13 protein-coding genes are annotated in these 13,905 nt (G+C 63.1%); 7 read left to right on the top strand and 6 right to left on the bottom strand.

The genetic code is table 11. The features are described from left to right. Nucleotides 1-7: 7 nt before the first annotated feature. From AC0L14_RS18335 to AC0L14_RS18345, 3 genes are all read right to left on the bottom strand, one after another. Complete coding sequence (locus tag AC0L14_RS18335; protein ID WP_292209167.1) at nucleotides 8-1,003, bottom strand: ABC transporter substrate-binding protein; 996 nt, start codon at nucleotides 1,001-1,003, stop codon at nucleotides 8-10. 335 nt (nucleotides 1,004-1,338) lie between these two features. After that, entirely contained in the window at nucleotides 1,339-2,337 is a 999-nt protein-coding gene (locus AC0L14_RS18340) for an aldo/keto reductase (RefSeq protein ID WP_473750276.1), read from the bottom strand. Between the two features lie 79 nt (nucleotides 2,338-2,416). Further along, entirely contained in the window at nucleotides 2,417-3,922 is a 1,506-nt protein-coding gene (locus AC0L14_RS18345) for a UxaA family hydrolase (protein ID WP_473750277.1), read from the bottom strand. Between the two features lie 271 nt (nucleotides 3,923-4,193). On the opposite strand from AC0L14_RS18345, the gene AC0L14_RS18350 reads away from it, so the two are divergent. The 6 genes from AC0L14_RS18350 to gndA all read left to right on the top strand — a co-directional run bounded on the left by AC0L14_RS18350 (nucleotide 4,194) and on the right by gndA (nucleotide 10,030). After that, nucleotides 4,194-5,114 (top strand): GntR family transcriptional regulator, encoded by a 921-nt coding sequence (locus tag AC0L14_RS18350; RefSeq protein WP_473527347.1) that lies wholly within the window; start codon nucleotides 4,194-4,196, stop codon nucleotides 5,112-5,114. Nucleotides 5,115-5,209: 95 nt separating this feature from the next. After that, complete coding sequence (locus AC0L14_RS18355; protein WP_473750315.1) at nucleotides 5,210-5,563, top strand: DUF2946 family protein; 354 nt, start codon at nucleotides 5,210-5,212, stop codon at nucleotides 5,561-5,563. A gap of 103 nt (nucleotides 5,564-5,666) precedes the next feature. After that, entirely contained in the window at nucleotides 5,667-6,206 is a 540-nt protein-coding gene (locus tag AC0L14_RS18360; RefSeq protein ID WP_473527345.1) for a copper chaperone PCu(A)C, read from the top strand. Between the two features lie 60 nt (nucleotides 6,207-6,266). Then, nucleotides 6,267-6,785: a YcnI family copper-binding membrane protein gene (locus AC0L14_RS18365; protein ID WP_473750278.1), complete on the top strand. Its 519-nt coding sequence runs from the start codon at nucleotides 6,267-6,269 to the stop codon at nucleotides 6,783-6,785. Between the two features lie 50 nt (nucleotides 6,786-6,835). After that, nucleotides 6,836-8,461: a copper resistance CopC/CopD family protein gene (locus AC0L14_RS18370; RefSeq protein WP_473750279.1), complete on the top strand. Its 1,626-nt coding sequence runs from the start codon at nucleotides 6,836-6,838 to the stop codon at nucleotides 8,459-8,461. A 141-nt stretch (nucleotides 8,462-8,602) separates the two neighbouring features. Then, a complete protein-coding gene (gene gndA, locus AC0L14_RS18375; RefSeq protein ID WP_473750281.1) occupies nucleotides 8,603-10,030 on the top strand; it encodes an NADP-dependent phosphogluconate dehydrogenase in 1,428 nt (475 codons plus the stop codon). Nucleotides 10,031-10,343: 313 nt separating this feature from the next. Here gndA and AC0L14_RS18380 read toward each other — a convergent pair whose 3' ends face one another. The 3 genes from AC0L14_RS18380 to AC0L14_RS18390 form a co-directional block, all read right to left on the bottom strand. After that, nucleotides 10,344-10,715 carry a hypothetical protein gene (locus AC0L14_RS18380; protein ID WP_473750282.1) on the bottom strand — a complete coding sequence of 124 codons (372 nt, stop codon included), beginning with the start codon at nucleotides 10,713-10,715 and terminating at the stop codon, nucleotides 10,344-10,346. Between the two features lie 170 nt (nucleotides 10,716-10,885). Then, nucleotides 10,886-11,224 (bottom strand): 4a-hydroxytetrahydrobiopterin dehydratase, encoded by a 339-nt coding sequence (locus tag AC0L14_RS18385; protein WP_473750283.1) that lies wholly within the window; start codon nucleotides 11,222-11,224, stop codon nucleotides 10,886-10,888. Between the two features lie 722 nt (nucleotides 11,225-11,946). Beyond that, nucleotides 11,947-12,828, bottom strand: a complete 882-nt coding sequence (locus tag AC0L14_RS18390; protein ID WP_473750284.1) for an AraC family transcriptional regulator — start codon at nucleotides 12,826-12,828, stop codon at nucleotides 11,947-11,949. A gap of 203 nt (nucleotides 12,829-13,031) precedes the next feature. On the opposite strand from AC0L14_RS18390, the gene AC0L14_RS18395 reads away from it, so the two are divergent. Further along, nucleotides 13,032-13,787 carry an SDR family NAD(P)-dependent oxidoreductase gene (locus AC0L14_RS18395; protein WP_473750286.1) on the top strand — a complete coding sequence of 252 codons (756 nt, stop codon included), beginning with the start codon at nucleotides 13,032-13,034 and terminating at the stop codon, nucleotides 13,785-13,787. The last annotated feature ends 118 nt before the right edge of the window (nucleotides 13,788-13,905 follow it).

Genomic DNA, 13,905 nt, shown 5'->3' on the forward strand with positions numbered 1-13,905 from the left:
CCGATGCTCAGTCGAGCTTCGGATTGAGCAGCGCGTCGATCTTCGGATCCTTCATGTTGGCCTTGGTGACGAGGTTGGCGCCGGTGTCGACATTGGCCTCGACCTTCTCGCCCTTCGAGGCAGCGAGCGCCGTCTTGATGCCGTCATAGCCCATCCGGTACGGATCCTGGACGACGAGGCCGGAAATGACGCCGTCATTAAGGAACTTGACCAGCTTCTCGTCGCTGTCGAAGCCGATCAGCCCGACCTTGCCGGCAAGGCTGTTCTCGGCGATCGCCTGACCGACGCCCTGCGCCATGATCAGGTTGGAGGCGAAGATGCCCTTGAGGTTCGGGTTGGCGGTGATCAGGTCGGTCGCGATGTTGAGGCCGGTCGTGGCCTGGCCGTCGGCGTATTTGTCGGCAATGAGCTTGAGGCCGGGATATTTGGCGGCAAGCTGTTCCTTGAAGCCCTGGGCGCGCTGTTCGAGCGAGCCAGCGCCGGGAAGCGCGGTGATCAGGGCGACGTCGCCCTCGATTTTGCCGCCATTGGCTTCGGCGATCGCGGCCGCCAGCCCGTCGGCGGCGACGCGGCCGCCCTGGATATTGTCTGTGGTCAGGAACGAAGTGAAGGCCTTGGAGTCGGCGCCGGAGTCGATGCCGATGATCTTGACCTTGGTGGCCGCCTCATCGATCGGCTTGCCGAGCGCCTTGGCTTCGGTCGGTGCGATGACGACGGCAGCCGGGGTGCCGGCGACGGCGTTTTCAAGGATCGAGATCTGGCCGTTGACGTCGGTCTCCGCCTGGGCGCCGAGTTCCGGCACGTCGACGCCGAGGTCCTTGCCGGCTTTGCGGGCGCCGGCCAGGACGATCTGCCAGTAGAAAGAGGTGGTGTCCTTGACGATGATCGGAATGGTTACGTCCGCCGCCGAAGCCGGCGCCGAATGCATCACGCCGGCAAGCATCGAGGCGGCGGCGAGCGCCACGAATGCGCGGCGGTTGAGAATGCTGGTCACGAATTTCATTAGACTTCCTCCCTAAGTCGCCCGGTGAACGTTGCGGAAGCCCGGTTTGGATAGGCGCTGCCCAAACAGAACTTTATCAATAAAAAACATTTACCGTATTTTGATAGTGCATAGGTTGGGTCGACGCAAGCGGTGTTTCGCATCGCCCTCCGTATGCCTCGACCGGAAGGGAGTGCCGATCCTCATTGGAAACCCTCCAGATCCTCTCCGAAAAGGAATGGAATATTAATTCCAGCAACCAGTCAAGATGGAATATTCATTCTTTACTTGCGGGCACGATTGTGACGCCTCTTGATCGCACCGTCCGCCGTTTAACCGGCGAAGGCCGCAGCGCATCAGCCAAGTTTCTGAACGACCGTGTAGGGATCATATTTGGCGAAGTCGGTTTCGGGCACCTGGACGTCGAGCAGTTGGAGATTTCGCGCCAGATTGGTCGGTTTGGCGGTGCCCGTCAGCACAGAAGCCACCACAGGCTCGTGCAGCGGGAACTGGAACGCCGCCGCGGCAAGCGGATAGCCGCCCTCGGCGGCGATTTTTTCCATGGCGCCGACGCGGTCAAGAATGTTCTGGGTAGCCGGCAGGTAATCGAAATGCGCACCCGGCACCGGGCCGATCGCCAAGATGCCGGAATTGAAGACGCCACCGATGATCAGCGAGGTTTGCAGTTGCCGGCAAAGCGGCAGCAGTTCGGCTTCGGCGGTGCGGTCGAGCAGCGAGTAGCGGCTGGCGAGCAGGATGCAGTCGAGCGGCGCCTGGCGCAGGACATCGAGACAGATCTGCACCTCGTTGACGCCAAGGCCGTAGGCGGAAATGACCCTGGACGACTTCAGCTCTTCCAGCGCCTTCAGCCCGCCATCCATAAACTGGCGGAAATGCAGCTTCGTTTTCTCGACGCCATGCGTGTAGACGCCGATGTCGTGGACGAACAGGATGTCGATTCGATTGAGGCCAAGCCGCGCATAGCTGAACTCGACCGAACGCATGATGCCGTCGTAGGAATAGTCGTAGTCGAGCGCAAAGGGCAGCGGATCGACATAGGAATGGTCCGGAATCTGGTCTTCCGGCACCGGCCGCAACAGGCGCCCGACCTTGGTCGACAGCACGTAGGAGTCCCGCGGCTTGTCACGCAGGAAATCGCCGAAGCGGCGTTCCGAAAGGCCGAAGCCGTAGAAGGGCGCCGTATCGAAATAGCGCAAACCGGCATCCCAGGCGACCTGCAGCGTCTGCATCGCCGCCTCGCGCGGGCAAGCTCGGTAGAGGCCGCCGACCGCCGCGCCGCCGAAGCTGACCTCGGTTATTTCCAGCGCAGTGCTGCCAACACAGCGTTTCTTCATGCAAAGCCTCCCACCGGCCATTTGCCTGGCCCGTCTATGTCTCTGGCCCGTCTATGTCTTAAGTCAGTTAGTGGCTGGTCTAGAGGGTCGCTCCGAGGTGCCAGGGCACGAACTCGTTGTCGCCGTAGCCGAACTCCTCACTCTTGGTCTTGCGGCCGGAAGCCGTCTCGACGATCAGTTCGAAGATCTCGCGGCCCATGCCGGCGATGGTCTTTTCGCCCGAGGCGATGACGCCGCAATTCACGTCCATGTCCTCTTCCATCACGTGGTACATGGTCGAGTTGCTGGCGACCTTGATCGACGGTGTCGGCCGGCAGCCGAAGCAGGAACCGCGGCCAGTGGTGAAGACGATGACGTTGGCGCCGCCCGCGACCTGGCCGGTGGCGGAGACCGGGTCGTAGCCGGGCGTGTCCATGAACACCAAGCCGTGCCCGGTGACCTTCTCGGCATAGCCGAAGACACCGTTGAGCGGCGTCTGGCCGCCCTTGGCGACCGCGCCCAGCGACTTCTCCAAAATGGTGGTCAGGCCGCCGCGCTTGTTGCCGGGCGACGGATTGTTGTCGATGGAAGCGCCGTGCTTGGCGACATGGTCTTCCCACCACTTCACATAGCCGTCCAGCTTGGCGGCGATCTCCGGGCTCGCCGCACGATAGGCGAGCAGATGCTCGGCGCCGTAGATTTCCGTCGTCTCCGAGAGGATGCCGATGCCGCCGACGCCGGCCAGGATGTCGACGGCGGCGCCCAGCGCCGGATTGGCGGTGATGCCGGACATGCCGTCGGAGCCGCCGCATTGCAGGCCGACGACGATCTCGCTGACCGGAATCGGCTCACGCTCAAGCTTGCCGACCTCCTCGGCGATCTCGGCCAGCACGACCAACGCCTTCTCGACCGATTTGCGCGAGCCGCCGGCTTCCTGGATGTTGAAATGGCGTTTTCCCGCAGCGACGCCCTTCTGGCCATAGAGGGTGAGCTGGTTGACCTCGCAGCCGAGACCGACCATCAGCACACCGCCGAAATTCGGATGGCGGGCATAGCCGGCCAGCGTGCGGTGCAGCACCATCATGCCGTCGCCGGTTGCGCTCATGCCGCAGCCCTGGCCGTGGACGATGGGAACGAAGCCGTCGATGCCCGGATATCTGGGCAGCAGCGTGCGGTTCGCCTCGTCGGCGATGGCGTGGCAAACGGTGGCCGAGCAATTGACGCTGGCGAGAATGCCGATGAAATTGCGCGTGCCGGCACGGCCGTCGGAGCGACGGTAGCCCATGAAGGTGCGGGCGCGGTCGGCCTCGGTCGCGTGCACGGCTTCGCTCGGCGGCACCACCGGCAAACGCCCGGACTCGAAGACCAGATTGTGCGAATGGACATGCTCGCCGGGCGCAATGTCCTGGGTGGCGCGGCCGATCGCCTGGGCGTATTTGACCACGGCCTCGCCGGCTGCGATCGGCTTGATCGCCACCTTGTGGCCAGGTTCGATCAGCGCCGTGGCGACGGCGGCGCCCGGCAGCACCGCGCCGATCTCGATGCGGCCATTGGCGACCGCGACATTGTCGGCGGGAGACAGAAGAATGCTGTTTGCGGCGTTCACGGGCAGTTTCCTGGGTGTTCCTGGGATGCGCTAGCGGATTGACACGCGCCTGTTAAAAGATAATGTCTTTTATCGTGAAAAAACAGTTTTGCGTCAATTGTTTTTTCGTGACAGCGCCGCGCGTATCCTATGGATGCGCAGAGAACCGGACACTGAAACCAGGCTGACTTCTGAAGAGCAATTCCGCTTTTTGGGGGCCTGCGCTAGGAACGTTTATCAATATCGCGCTTCAAGCCGGCCGCCGCAAGCGCCGGCGCGCAATGGGGCAGGGATGTCGAAGAGCAATAACGTCTATAAGGACGCCTACAATCGCGGTCTGCGGCTGCTCGATGAAACGAAAAGCCTGCCGTCTGAGCCCGAGCTGGGCGCGCTGCTCGGCGTCAGCCGCACGACGATCCGCACCATCCTTGCGCGCATGGAAGAGACGGGGCTGATCACCTGGAACAAGCGCAGCAAGACGGTTTTGCGCGTGCCGCGGCCGGACGACTTTTTCCCCGAGGAAGAGACCGACACGCTGTCGCAGATCATCGAGCGCTCCTTCATGCGGCGGCTGCTTGCCGGCGGCGCCGAGCCCGGCATGCAGATCAACGAGCTCGAGCTGGCGCGCGAGATCGGCGTCGGCACCACCAGCGTGCGCGAGTTCCTGATCCGCTTCTCCCGCTTCGGGCTGATCGAGAAACGCCGCAACAGCCATTGGGTGCTGAAAGGTTTTACCCGCGCTTTTGCGCTGGAACTGACCGAAATCCGCGAGATGTTCGAATTGCGCTCGGCTGCCGCCTTTGCCGCCCTGCCGGAAGACAGCCCGGTCTGGGCCGACCTCGACCTCCTGGAAGACGAGCATCGCCTGCTGGCGCGCGAGATCGCCACGCGCTTCAACGAATTCTCGGAGCTCGACGAGCGCTTTCACCGGCTGATACACCGCGCGTCGCACAATCGCTTCATCGTCGATTTCTACGACGTCATCGCTATGATCTTCCACTACCACTACCAGTGGAACAAGGCGCAGGAGCGCGAGCGCAACGAAGTGGCGGTCGCGGAGCATCTGGCCTATATCGCAGCGCTCAAATCGCGCGATCCCGATAAGGTCGACGCCGCCTGCCGCAAGCATCTGAAGTCGGCACGGCACACGCTGCTGACGTCGATTCCGGAAGGCCAGCAGCGCCCCGATCGCGCCGCGTTGCCGCAGCAGTGATTTGGCGATTTTCCACCTGCTGAGCCCGTGCTAGACATCTGGCCGTTGCTGCGTGAAGAGGCAGGTCTTTGAATATCCGGCGGAGACGATGGAGCATACCGGCCGCGTTCGCCGTGGCCTGCCTGCTCGTGCTTCAGTCGGCGCTTGGCGCATTCGCCTTCGGCTTAAGCCCGAATGCTTCGCAACTCGACGCCTTCGGCAATGTCATCTGCACCCAGGAGGGCGCGGCCCAGCTTCCAGGCGGCGATCCGCAGCAGCACATGCCGGCTTGCTGCATGCTTGGCTGCGGCATGGCCTCGGCTGTTTACGCGCCGCCACCCGCTGCCGCCACGGTGTCCGGCATTTTTTCCGACGAAACCGTCGCCTTTGTGCTGCCGGCGTTCAGGCATCTCGACTTTGCCCGCGACCGCTCTCCGTCGAATCCGCGCGCGCCGCCGGCGTCGGCCTGATCCGTCCCAGTTCGCCTTGCGGAATTTTTCGCGGGCGAATTCGTTCAACATCGAAACTGTTCGCGACCGGCCGACGGCGCGATTTCTCAGTTCTGGAGCTATCATGTCTCATTCTTTTCGCGCGCGGTTCGGCCGCAACAGGTCCTTCCTGCACAGCTTCGAGGAGCGACTCGGCATCACCGTGTTCCTCCTCGCCCTCCTGTTCGTCAGCGCCCAGGCCGTTTTCGCGCATGAGTTTAGGGTTGGCGACCTCAAGATCGTGCATCCCTGGTCGCGCGCCACGCCGCCTGGCGCCAAAGTGGCCGGCGGCTACTTCAGTATCACCAACACCGGCAGTTCGCCGGACCGGCTGCTGTCGATCTCCTCGGAAATTTCGGCCAAGACCGAACTGCATGAGATGGGCGTCAAGGACGGTGTCATGACCATGCGGCCGGTCAGCGGCGGCCTCGAAATCCTGGCCGGCGGCAAGGTCGCGCTGGCACCCGGCGGCTATCATCTGATGTTCTTCGGGTTGAAGCGTCAGCCCAAGCAAGGCGAGACGTTTTCCGCCACGCTGACCTTCGAAAAGGCCGGCACGGTGACCGTCGAGTTCGCCGTCGAGGGCATGGGCGAAACGGGCGGCATGGCTGACCATGCTAATTGATCCGGAAAAATCTTAAAGGTCGCAATCAGAAGCACCGTTATGGAAATCAGAGAGACCATCATGAACAAGTATCTTTTGTCGGCCTGCGCGTTTCTCGTCTTCGGGACGGGTGCGGCTTTCGCCCATGTCACGCTCGAAACCCAGGAGGCGCCTGTCGGCTCGACCTACAAGGCGATCCTGCGCGTGCCGCATGGCTGTGAGGGCAAGGCGACGACCGCGGTGCGCGTGCAAATCCCGGAAGGAGTGATTTCAGTGAAGCCGATGCCGAAAGCCGGCTGGACGCTGCAGGTCAAGAACGGCAGATACGAGAAATCCTATCAGCTACATGGTCAAGAGGTGTCCAGCGGCGTCAAGGAAGTCAACTGGAGCGGCGGCAGCCTGCCGGACGAATTCTACGACGAATTCGTCTTCCGCGGCACACTGGCGGCGGATCTGCCGGCAGGCCAAACGCTCTACTTCCCGGTGGTGCAGGAATGCGACGGCGCCGCCGAACGCTGGATCGAGATTCCAGCGGCCGGGCAGGATGAGGACGCGCTGGAAAATCCGGCGCCGAGCCTCAAGCTTGCGCCGAAGCAATGATTGTTTGGCGGCGCGCTTTGTTCGAAAGAGCGCGCCGCTGTTTTTGTGACATGAGTGCTGCATCCCTGCTGCGAACGGTGTGCACAACCGGCCGATTTGCGATCTGCCTGTTGGCTGCGATCGTGCTGCTTGCCGCCATTGCCGCGCCAAATCAGGCCTTCGCCCACGCGGCGCTGGTCACAACCGAGCCGGCGGACGGCGCCGTGCTGGAGCAGAGTCCCGCGCAGTTGTCGCTGACCTTCAGCGAGCCGGTGTCGCCGCTGGTGCTGACCTTGGTACGGCCTGATGGAACGCCGGTTTCGCTGACGTCATTTCGGCTCAACGGCCAGACGCTCGACATCGACAATCCGCAAAGGCTTGGATCCGGCACGCATGTGCTGAGCTGGCGGGTGATCTCCGCCGATGGCCATCCGGTCGGCGGCTCGGCGCTGTTTTCCATCGGCGCGCCGAGCGCTGCGCCGGCCGTCTCCGAAGCTGTCGACCGGGGCCTGAGGTCGGCAATCTGGATCGGCAAGGTCTTTCTCTATGTCGGCCTGTTTCTCGGCGTCGGCGGCGCTTTTGCCATCGCCTGGCTGGCAAAGGGCGGGCGTTCCGGCCAGCGCTTCGTCATCGCCGCGATCCTGTGCGGCCTTGCCGCGGCGCCCTTGTCGCTCGGCTTGCAGGGACTGGACGCGCTCGGTGCACCGCTCGCCCGGCTGGCGCAGCCGGACATCTGGAAGGCCGGGCTCGCCACCAGCTTCGGCCGGACGGTGCTGGTCGCGCTGGTGGCGCTTGGCCTAGGCCTGCTGTCGTTGGTCGGGCCGCGCGGCGGCGCAAATCTGTTTGCCGCTGCCGGTTTGGCCGGTGTCGGCGCCGCCCTCGCCGCCAGCGGGCATGCAAGTGCCGCCGAACCGCAATGGCTGACAGGGCCGATGGTGTTTCTGCACGGCGCCGGCATTGCCTTCTGGGCTGGGGCGCTGGCGCCGCTCGGTCTCGCCATGAGCCGGAAGCCGGCCGAGGCCGCGCCTTTCCTGCATCGGGTTTCCCAGGCGATCCTGCCTGTCGTGGCCGTGCTCGCGACCACCGGCACCGTGCTGGCTGTCGTCCAGGTGCAGGCGCCCCCAGCTTTGCTCGAGACCGCCTATGGTCGGCTGCTGCTGGTCAAGCTGGCACTGCTGTTGTTTCTGTTCACTCTGGCCGCCATCAACCGCTGGAAGCTGACCGGTCCGGCCGAAGCGGGAGAGACGGAAGCACAGAGGAGGCTGGTCCGCTCGATCGGAATTGAAATGCTGATCGTTCTGGCGATCTTCGGCGTTGCCGCCGGCTGGCGCTTCACGCCGCCGCCACGCGCCCTGGCGATCGCAGCAGCGCAGCCGGCATCGGTGCATATCCACACGCCGAAGGCGATGGCCGACCTCAGCATCACGCCCGGCCATGTTGGACCGGTTGCCGCCTCGATCGTCATCATGACCGGGGATTTCGGCCCGCTCGACGCTGAGCAAGTGACGCTGGTGCTGTCAAAACCCGATTCCGGCATCGAGCCGATCAAGCGCGCGGCGAAAAAACCAGGCGACGGCACCTGGCGCGTCGACGATCTCGTCGTCCCGGTCCCAGGCCGATGGACGGCACGGCTCGATGTTCTCATTTCGGACTTCGAGATGGTGAAGATCGAGGCGCCGATCGACATCAGGCCGTGAGGACAAGCTGCAACACAATTCGGCGAGTGCGGTTGACGCGGCCCTGAAGGCCCGTCAATCATCTCGGCAAGAATCCGGAGAAGAATGAGCGTCGCCGCAAATCGCGGCCTCGGCAAATGATCCGAAAGCAGGGAAGAAACGATGGAAAAAGCCGAAATCGGTCTGATCGGCCTTGGCACGATGGGCTCCAACCTGGCGCTCAATATCGCCGAGAAGGGGCACCGTATAGCCGTTTTCAACCGCACCGCCGCACGTACCGACGCCTTTGTCGAGAATGCCGGCGCGCTGAAGAACATGGTCGTGCCCTGCTACAGCCTGGAGGAACTCGCCGCCGCCATTCGGCCGCCGCGGCCGATCATCATCATGGTGCTGGCCGGCAAGCCGGTCGACGAGCAGATATCGGCGCTGCGCGGCGTGCTGTCGGCCAACGACATCGTCATCGATGCCGGCAACGCCAATTTCCGCGATACGATGCGACGCTTTTCCGAGCTTTCCGATTCGGGTCTCACCTTCATCGGCATGGGCGTGTCCGGCGGCGAGGAGGGCGCGCGCCATGGACCGTCGATCATGGTCGGCGGCACGGAAGAGTCCTGGAAACGCGTCGAAAAGGTGCTGACCGCCATTTCGGCCAAGTTCAGGGATGAGCCCTGTGCGGCATGGCTTGGCACCGATGGTGCCGGGCATTTCGTCAAGACCATCCACAACGGCATTGAATATGCCGACATGCAGATGATCGCCGAGATCTACGGCATCTTGCGCGACGGCTTAAGCATGGGGCCGAAGGAGATCGCACAGGTGTTTGCCGGCTGGAACAAGGGCCGGCTCAACTCCTATCTGATCGAAATCACCGCCAAGGTGCTGGCTGCCGACGATCCGAAGACGGGCAAGCCGATGGTCGACATCATCCTCGACCGCGCCGGCCAGAAAGGCACCGGCAAATGGTCGGTCATCGAGGCGCAGCAGCTCGGCATTCCGGCCACGGTGATCGAGGCCGCGGTGGCGGCGCGCGTCTTGTCGTCGATCAAGGACGAGCGCCTGGCCGCCGAAAAGGCCTATGGCAATGGCGGCTTGACCAAGATTTCCGCAGACAAGGACGCGCTTCTTGGCGATCTCGAACTGGCGCTGTTCGCCGGCAAGATATCAGCCTACGCGCAAGGCTTCGCGGTGATGAGCGGCGCGTCGAAGGAATTCAACTGGAACCTGCCGATGCCGACCATCGCCAAGATCTGGCGGGCAGGCTGCATCATCCGCTCGCAATTGCTGGACACCATGGCGGAAGCCTTCGGCAGCGGCGGGGCGGCCACCAATCTGCTGATGGCGCCGGCTTTCATCGCAATGATGCAGGACGCGCATCCATCGCTCCGGCGCATCGTGGCAAGGTCGTCGGAAGCCGGCTCGCCGGTGCCGGCGATGTCGTCGGCGCTTGCTTATTTCGACAGCTATCGCCAGGGCCGCGGCACCTCGAACCTGATCCAGGCGCAACGCGATTTCTTCGGCGCGCACGGCTTCGAGCGCTTCGACGGGCCGGGCGCGTTCCATGGCCCTTGGGGGAGCGGAGCGGCAGGTTAGCGCCCCATGTCGGCCGTTGAGGCCAGCTTTGCCACTTCCCGTAAGCAGACATTGCCGGCATACATATTGAGGTCGCGGTTTCCTTCCCTGGAGGCTTTCCGACGTCGGCCCCCTGCCGAAGGACAGGCTTTCGCTTGGGCCGGCATCCGAAACCCTACACATGACCCAAAGCGGGCGTTCGCGTAGCGGGAGTCGCCCCAAGGGGTAGTCCAACTTCTGGCGGTTTTCGTCCCACAGCCTAGCCACTGGACGGTCTTACTTCGCCCGCACACTCGGCACCTATGCCGTGGTCATCGGCTCGCACTGACTTGCGTCAATAGACGGGGCAGCCGCGCTCGCGGCCGAAAGTCAGATAGACGCGCTCACCATCGCGCGACCGACCGCGCACTTCGATAGTGCGACGACCCGCCGTGACGATGCGTGCCCGTAGGACGCCCATCCGCTCGGCCTTGTCGAGCGCTCGGTCTTCCGCGCAGCCGCGACGAACAACGCGCTGCTCGGCATAGCGGCCCTCGTAGCAGTCATCGTCTTCGTAAGGATCGCAACGTTCGCGCGTGCGGAGTTGCGGGCCATCGCGGCCGATGCTGAACTCGAATTCTTGTGCCGCGGTGGAGCCGGTAATCAGCGGCAAGCCCGAAATGCCCATTGCCAAGGCAAGGGCGGAATTGATCAGGAAATTGCGCATGGTCGGTCCTCCGTTTAACACCACAACGATTTGGGAGAGCCTGGGTTTCAGCAGACCACGTGGTTTCTTGGGGGCATGGGGATAATCTGGAACCGGCTATCGGCAGCGGTTTCAGATTTCGTTATCAAAGTGCGGCACGCAGCTCGGCCTGCGCTGAGCAAGGGCCGCTCCTACAAACCAGCTAGCTGATTGATCTTCGCAGCCATGATGAAATCGTTCTCGTGCAGGCCCCTGATCTTATGGGTCTGCAGCGAGATTTCCGCGTAGCCCCAGCCGAAGCAGATGTCCGGATGGTGCCCTTCCTCTTCCGCCAACCGGCCGACCCTGTCGACGAAGGTGAGTGCTTCCCGAAAATCCGCAAACTTAAATTTGCGGCGTATCAGGTGTCCCGCCTCCAGAAGATTCCAGCCCGGCGTCTGAGAAAGATATCCGCCGGCTTCCTTCTCGGTCAGCGGCGGTATGCCGCCGCGGCAGGGCGTACAGGTTTTCTGGGCAATGTTCTCTGCCATGACGATCTCCCCTTCTTGTTCCAAGTGGAGCGACCACTGTTTACCGCACTCGATATTTGCTCGCATAGTGCTTACGGAGAAACTTGCGAATCTGATCGGCAAGGCGCTTGTTGTCCGTCTCCCTCGGCCGATCGCTGTGCTTTTGTGGACTCAGTCGATCGGTGCCCCGGCTCTGTTTCGGGTGATTGTGCATCTCAAATCACCTGCGGCAACGGGGCCGCCTTCCGTTCAAGAGACGATCTCGACCGGGTTCCGATCGCGAGCCCGAACCGAGGACGCTCTCTGACCACCAGCGCCGGCGACTGGCTGTATCGCCCGGTCAGGCCGGCCAGCAGACCTACCCCATCGATCGCTTCATCGACGGATTTGCGAAAATCCATTCCCACACAACCGTTATGGCGCAGGTATTGTGAACGGCAAGCTCAAGTCCGAACAGAACCGGTTTGCGCCGCCGATCCTAGCCGCCGGATTAGTCAGTAGACGGCGAACTCGCGCCTGATGGCAGTCATAGTGGTCGGTTTGCCCGCTCACTGAAAGCCGACATTCCGGATGCCGGGTGGTAGGTCGCGGTTGCGCCATAAGCCGCCGTTCCCGACGGTTCTCCGAACGGGACGTTCACGCTCCGGCAGGTGTCGACCCTTTCCGGTCCTCGGCGGCGGACGCGACGAACGGCTCAATTGAGCCCACAGCGGACGCTCGCTTTCTTCTGAAGCAGAGTCAGACTACGCATCCATCTGTGCCTGTCGTATGTCGCGGGCCGGTGGTTTGCCGAACAGACGGCCATATTCGCGGGTGAACTGAGGCACGCTCTCATAGCCCACCGCATAAGACACCGAACTCACGCTCATGCCATCGGCCAGCATCTGGCGCCGAGCCTCGATCAGGCGCAACTGCTTCTGGAATTGCAAGGGAGACAGCGTGGTGGTCTGGCGGAAATGCTGGTGGAAGGACGAGGTGCTCATCCCCGCGGCCTCGGCCAGTTCCTCGATGCGGATCGGCCGTGCATAGCTTTCGCGGATCATAGCGACCGCACGGGCGATGCGTTGTGCATGGCCATCGGCCCCGCCGAGGCTGCGGAGGGCCGATCCGTGCCGTCCCGCCAGAAGCCAGAAATGAATCTCGCGCAGCAACGGCCCTTGCAGGACCGGGAGGGCAGAGGGACGGTCCAGAAGCCGCATCAGGCGCAGGGCCACATCGGCGACATCTGCGTCGGTCGGCTCCACTCGGACAGGCTTGCACGGATCGCCCGGGACCGCCGCCATCTCGACCGCGAGTTCCCGCATAAGGACGGGGTCGAGTTCCAGCACCAGCGAATAGTAGGGCGCGCCGAGGCTTGCCTGCGTGATCTGGCTGACCGTGGGCACATCGGCCGAGATCAGCAGCGACTCGCCCGGACCGAATTCCAATGTCTCGGCCCCTATCGTGACCCGCTTGACACCTTGTAACAGCATGGCCACCAGCGGCCGATTGACAGCCACCTGCAATTCGCCGGGCTGCGTGGCGCGGATCGCGGTCAGGCCGGGAATAGGCGTCGACGCCGCCCCGAAACGGTCGGCATGAGTGTCGGCAAAGCTGCGCACAAGGTCGAGAAGCGTTCGGCTCATTGGGGGCAAGTTGAAGGGTGGTGGCGTTTCAGGCAAGAACTAAAGAAGGATCAGGCAAGAAATCCGGACATTCTGGCAAATCCTGTGCGGCAAGGCCGATCCAGATTTGCAGGAACAGGCAAGACTACGCGAGGAATCGGCAACAACTGGAGACGCTCTTGCCGCATGTTGTCCCCATCGCTTCGGATGAAAGGACTTCCCGCATGACCAAGATCGCACTTGTCACCGGCGCCAACCGCGGCCTCGGCCGCAACACCGCTGTCAGCATCGCGCAGCATGGCCGCGACGTGATCGTCACTTATCGCGGCAACGCATCTCAGGCTCGCGAGGTTGTGGCCGAGATCGAAGCCCTGGGCCGTAAGGCGGTTGCCCTGCAGCTCGATCTCGGCGAGGTCGCCAGCTTCGCGGCCTTTGCCGAGACCCTGCGCGCGGCGCTGAAAGAGACCTGGGGCCGCGACAGCTTCGATTACCTGATCAACAATGCCGGCCACGGCGAATTCGCCATGATCGGCGATACCACCGAGGCGCAGTTCGACGGTCTGTTCGACGTCCATGTGAAGGGCGTTTTCTTCCTCATGCAGGCGCTTCTGCCGCTCATCGCAGATGGCGGGCGGATCGTGAACTTTTCTTCGGGCCTGACCCGCGTGTCCTATCCGGGCTTCTCGGCCTATGCGGCCGCCAAGGGGGCGGTCGAAATCTTGACCGTCTATATGGCGAAAGAGCTGGGTGCGCGCGGGATCACAGTGAACACGGTCGCGCCCGGAGCGATCGAGACCGATTTCGGTGGCGGGCTGGTGCGCGACAATGCCGAAGTCAACGCGCAGTTCGCAGGGATGACCGCGCTTGGCCGCGTGGGGCTGCCCGACGACATCGGGCCGATGGTGGCAAGCCTTCTGGGCGAGGATAACCGTTGGGTTACGGCACAGCGGATCGAGGTTTCGGGTGGTCAGGCGATCTGATCAGTCGGACCCCCGACAACTGAAGCGCGCGGCCGCATAGCCGCGCGCATTGTCATTCCGCCGTCGGGAAAAGCCTCCTTTGGCCGTCGACTGAAGCTGAAAGACCGGAATGTCCGGC

The organism is Mesorhizobium sp. WSM4841, from assembly GCF_055811515.1.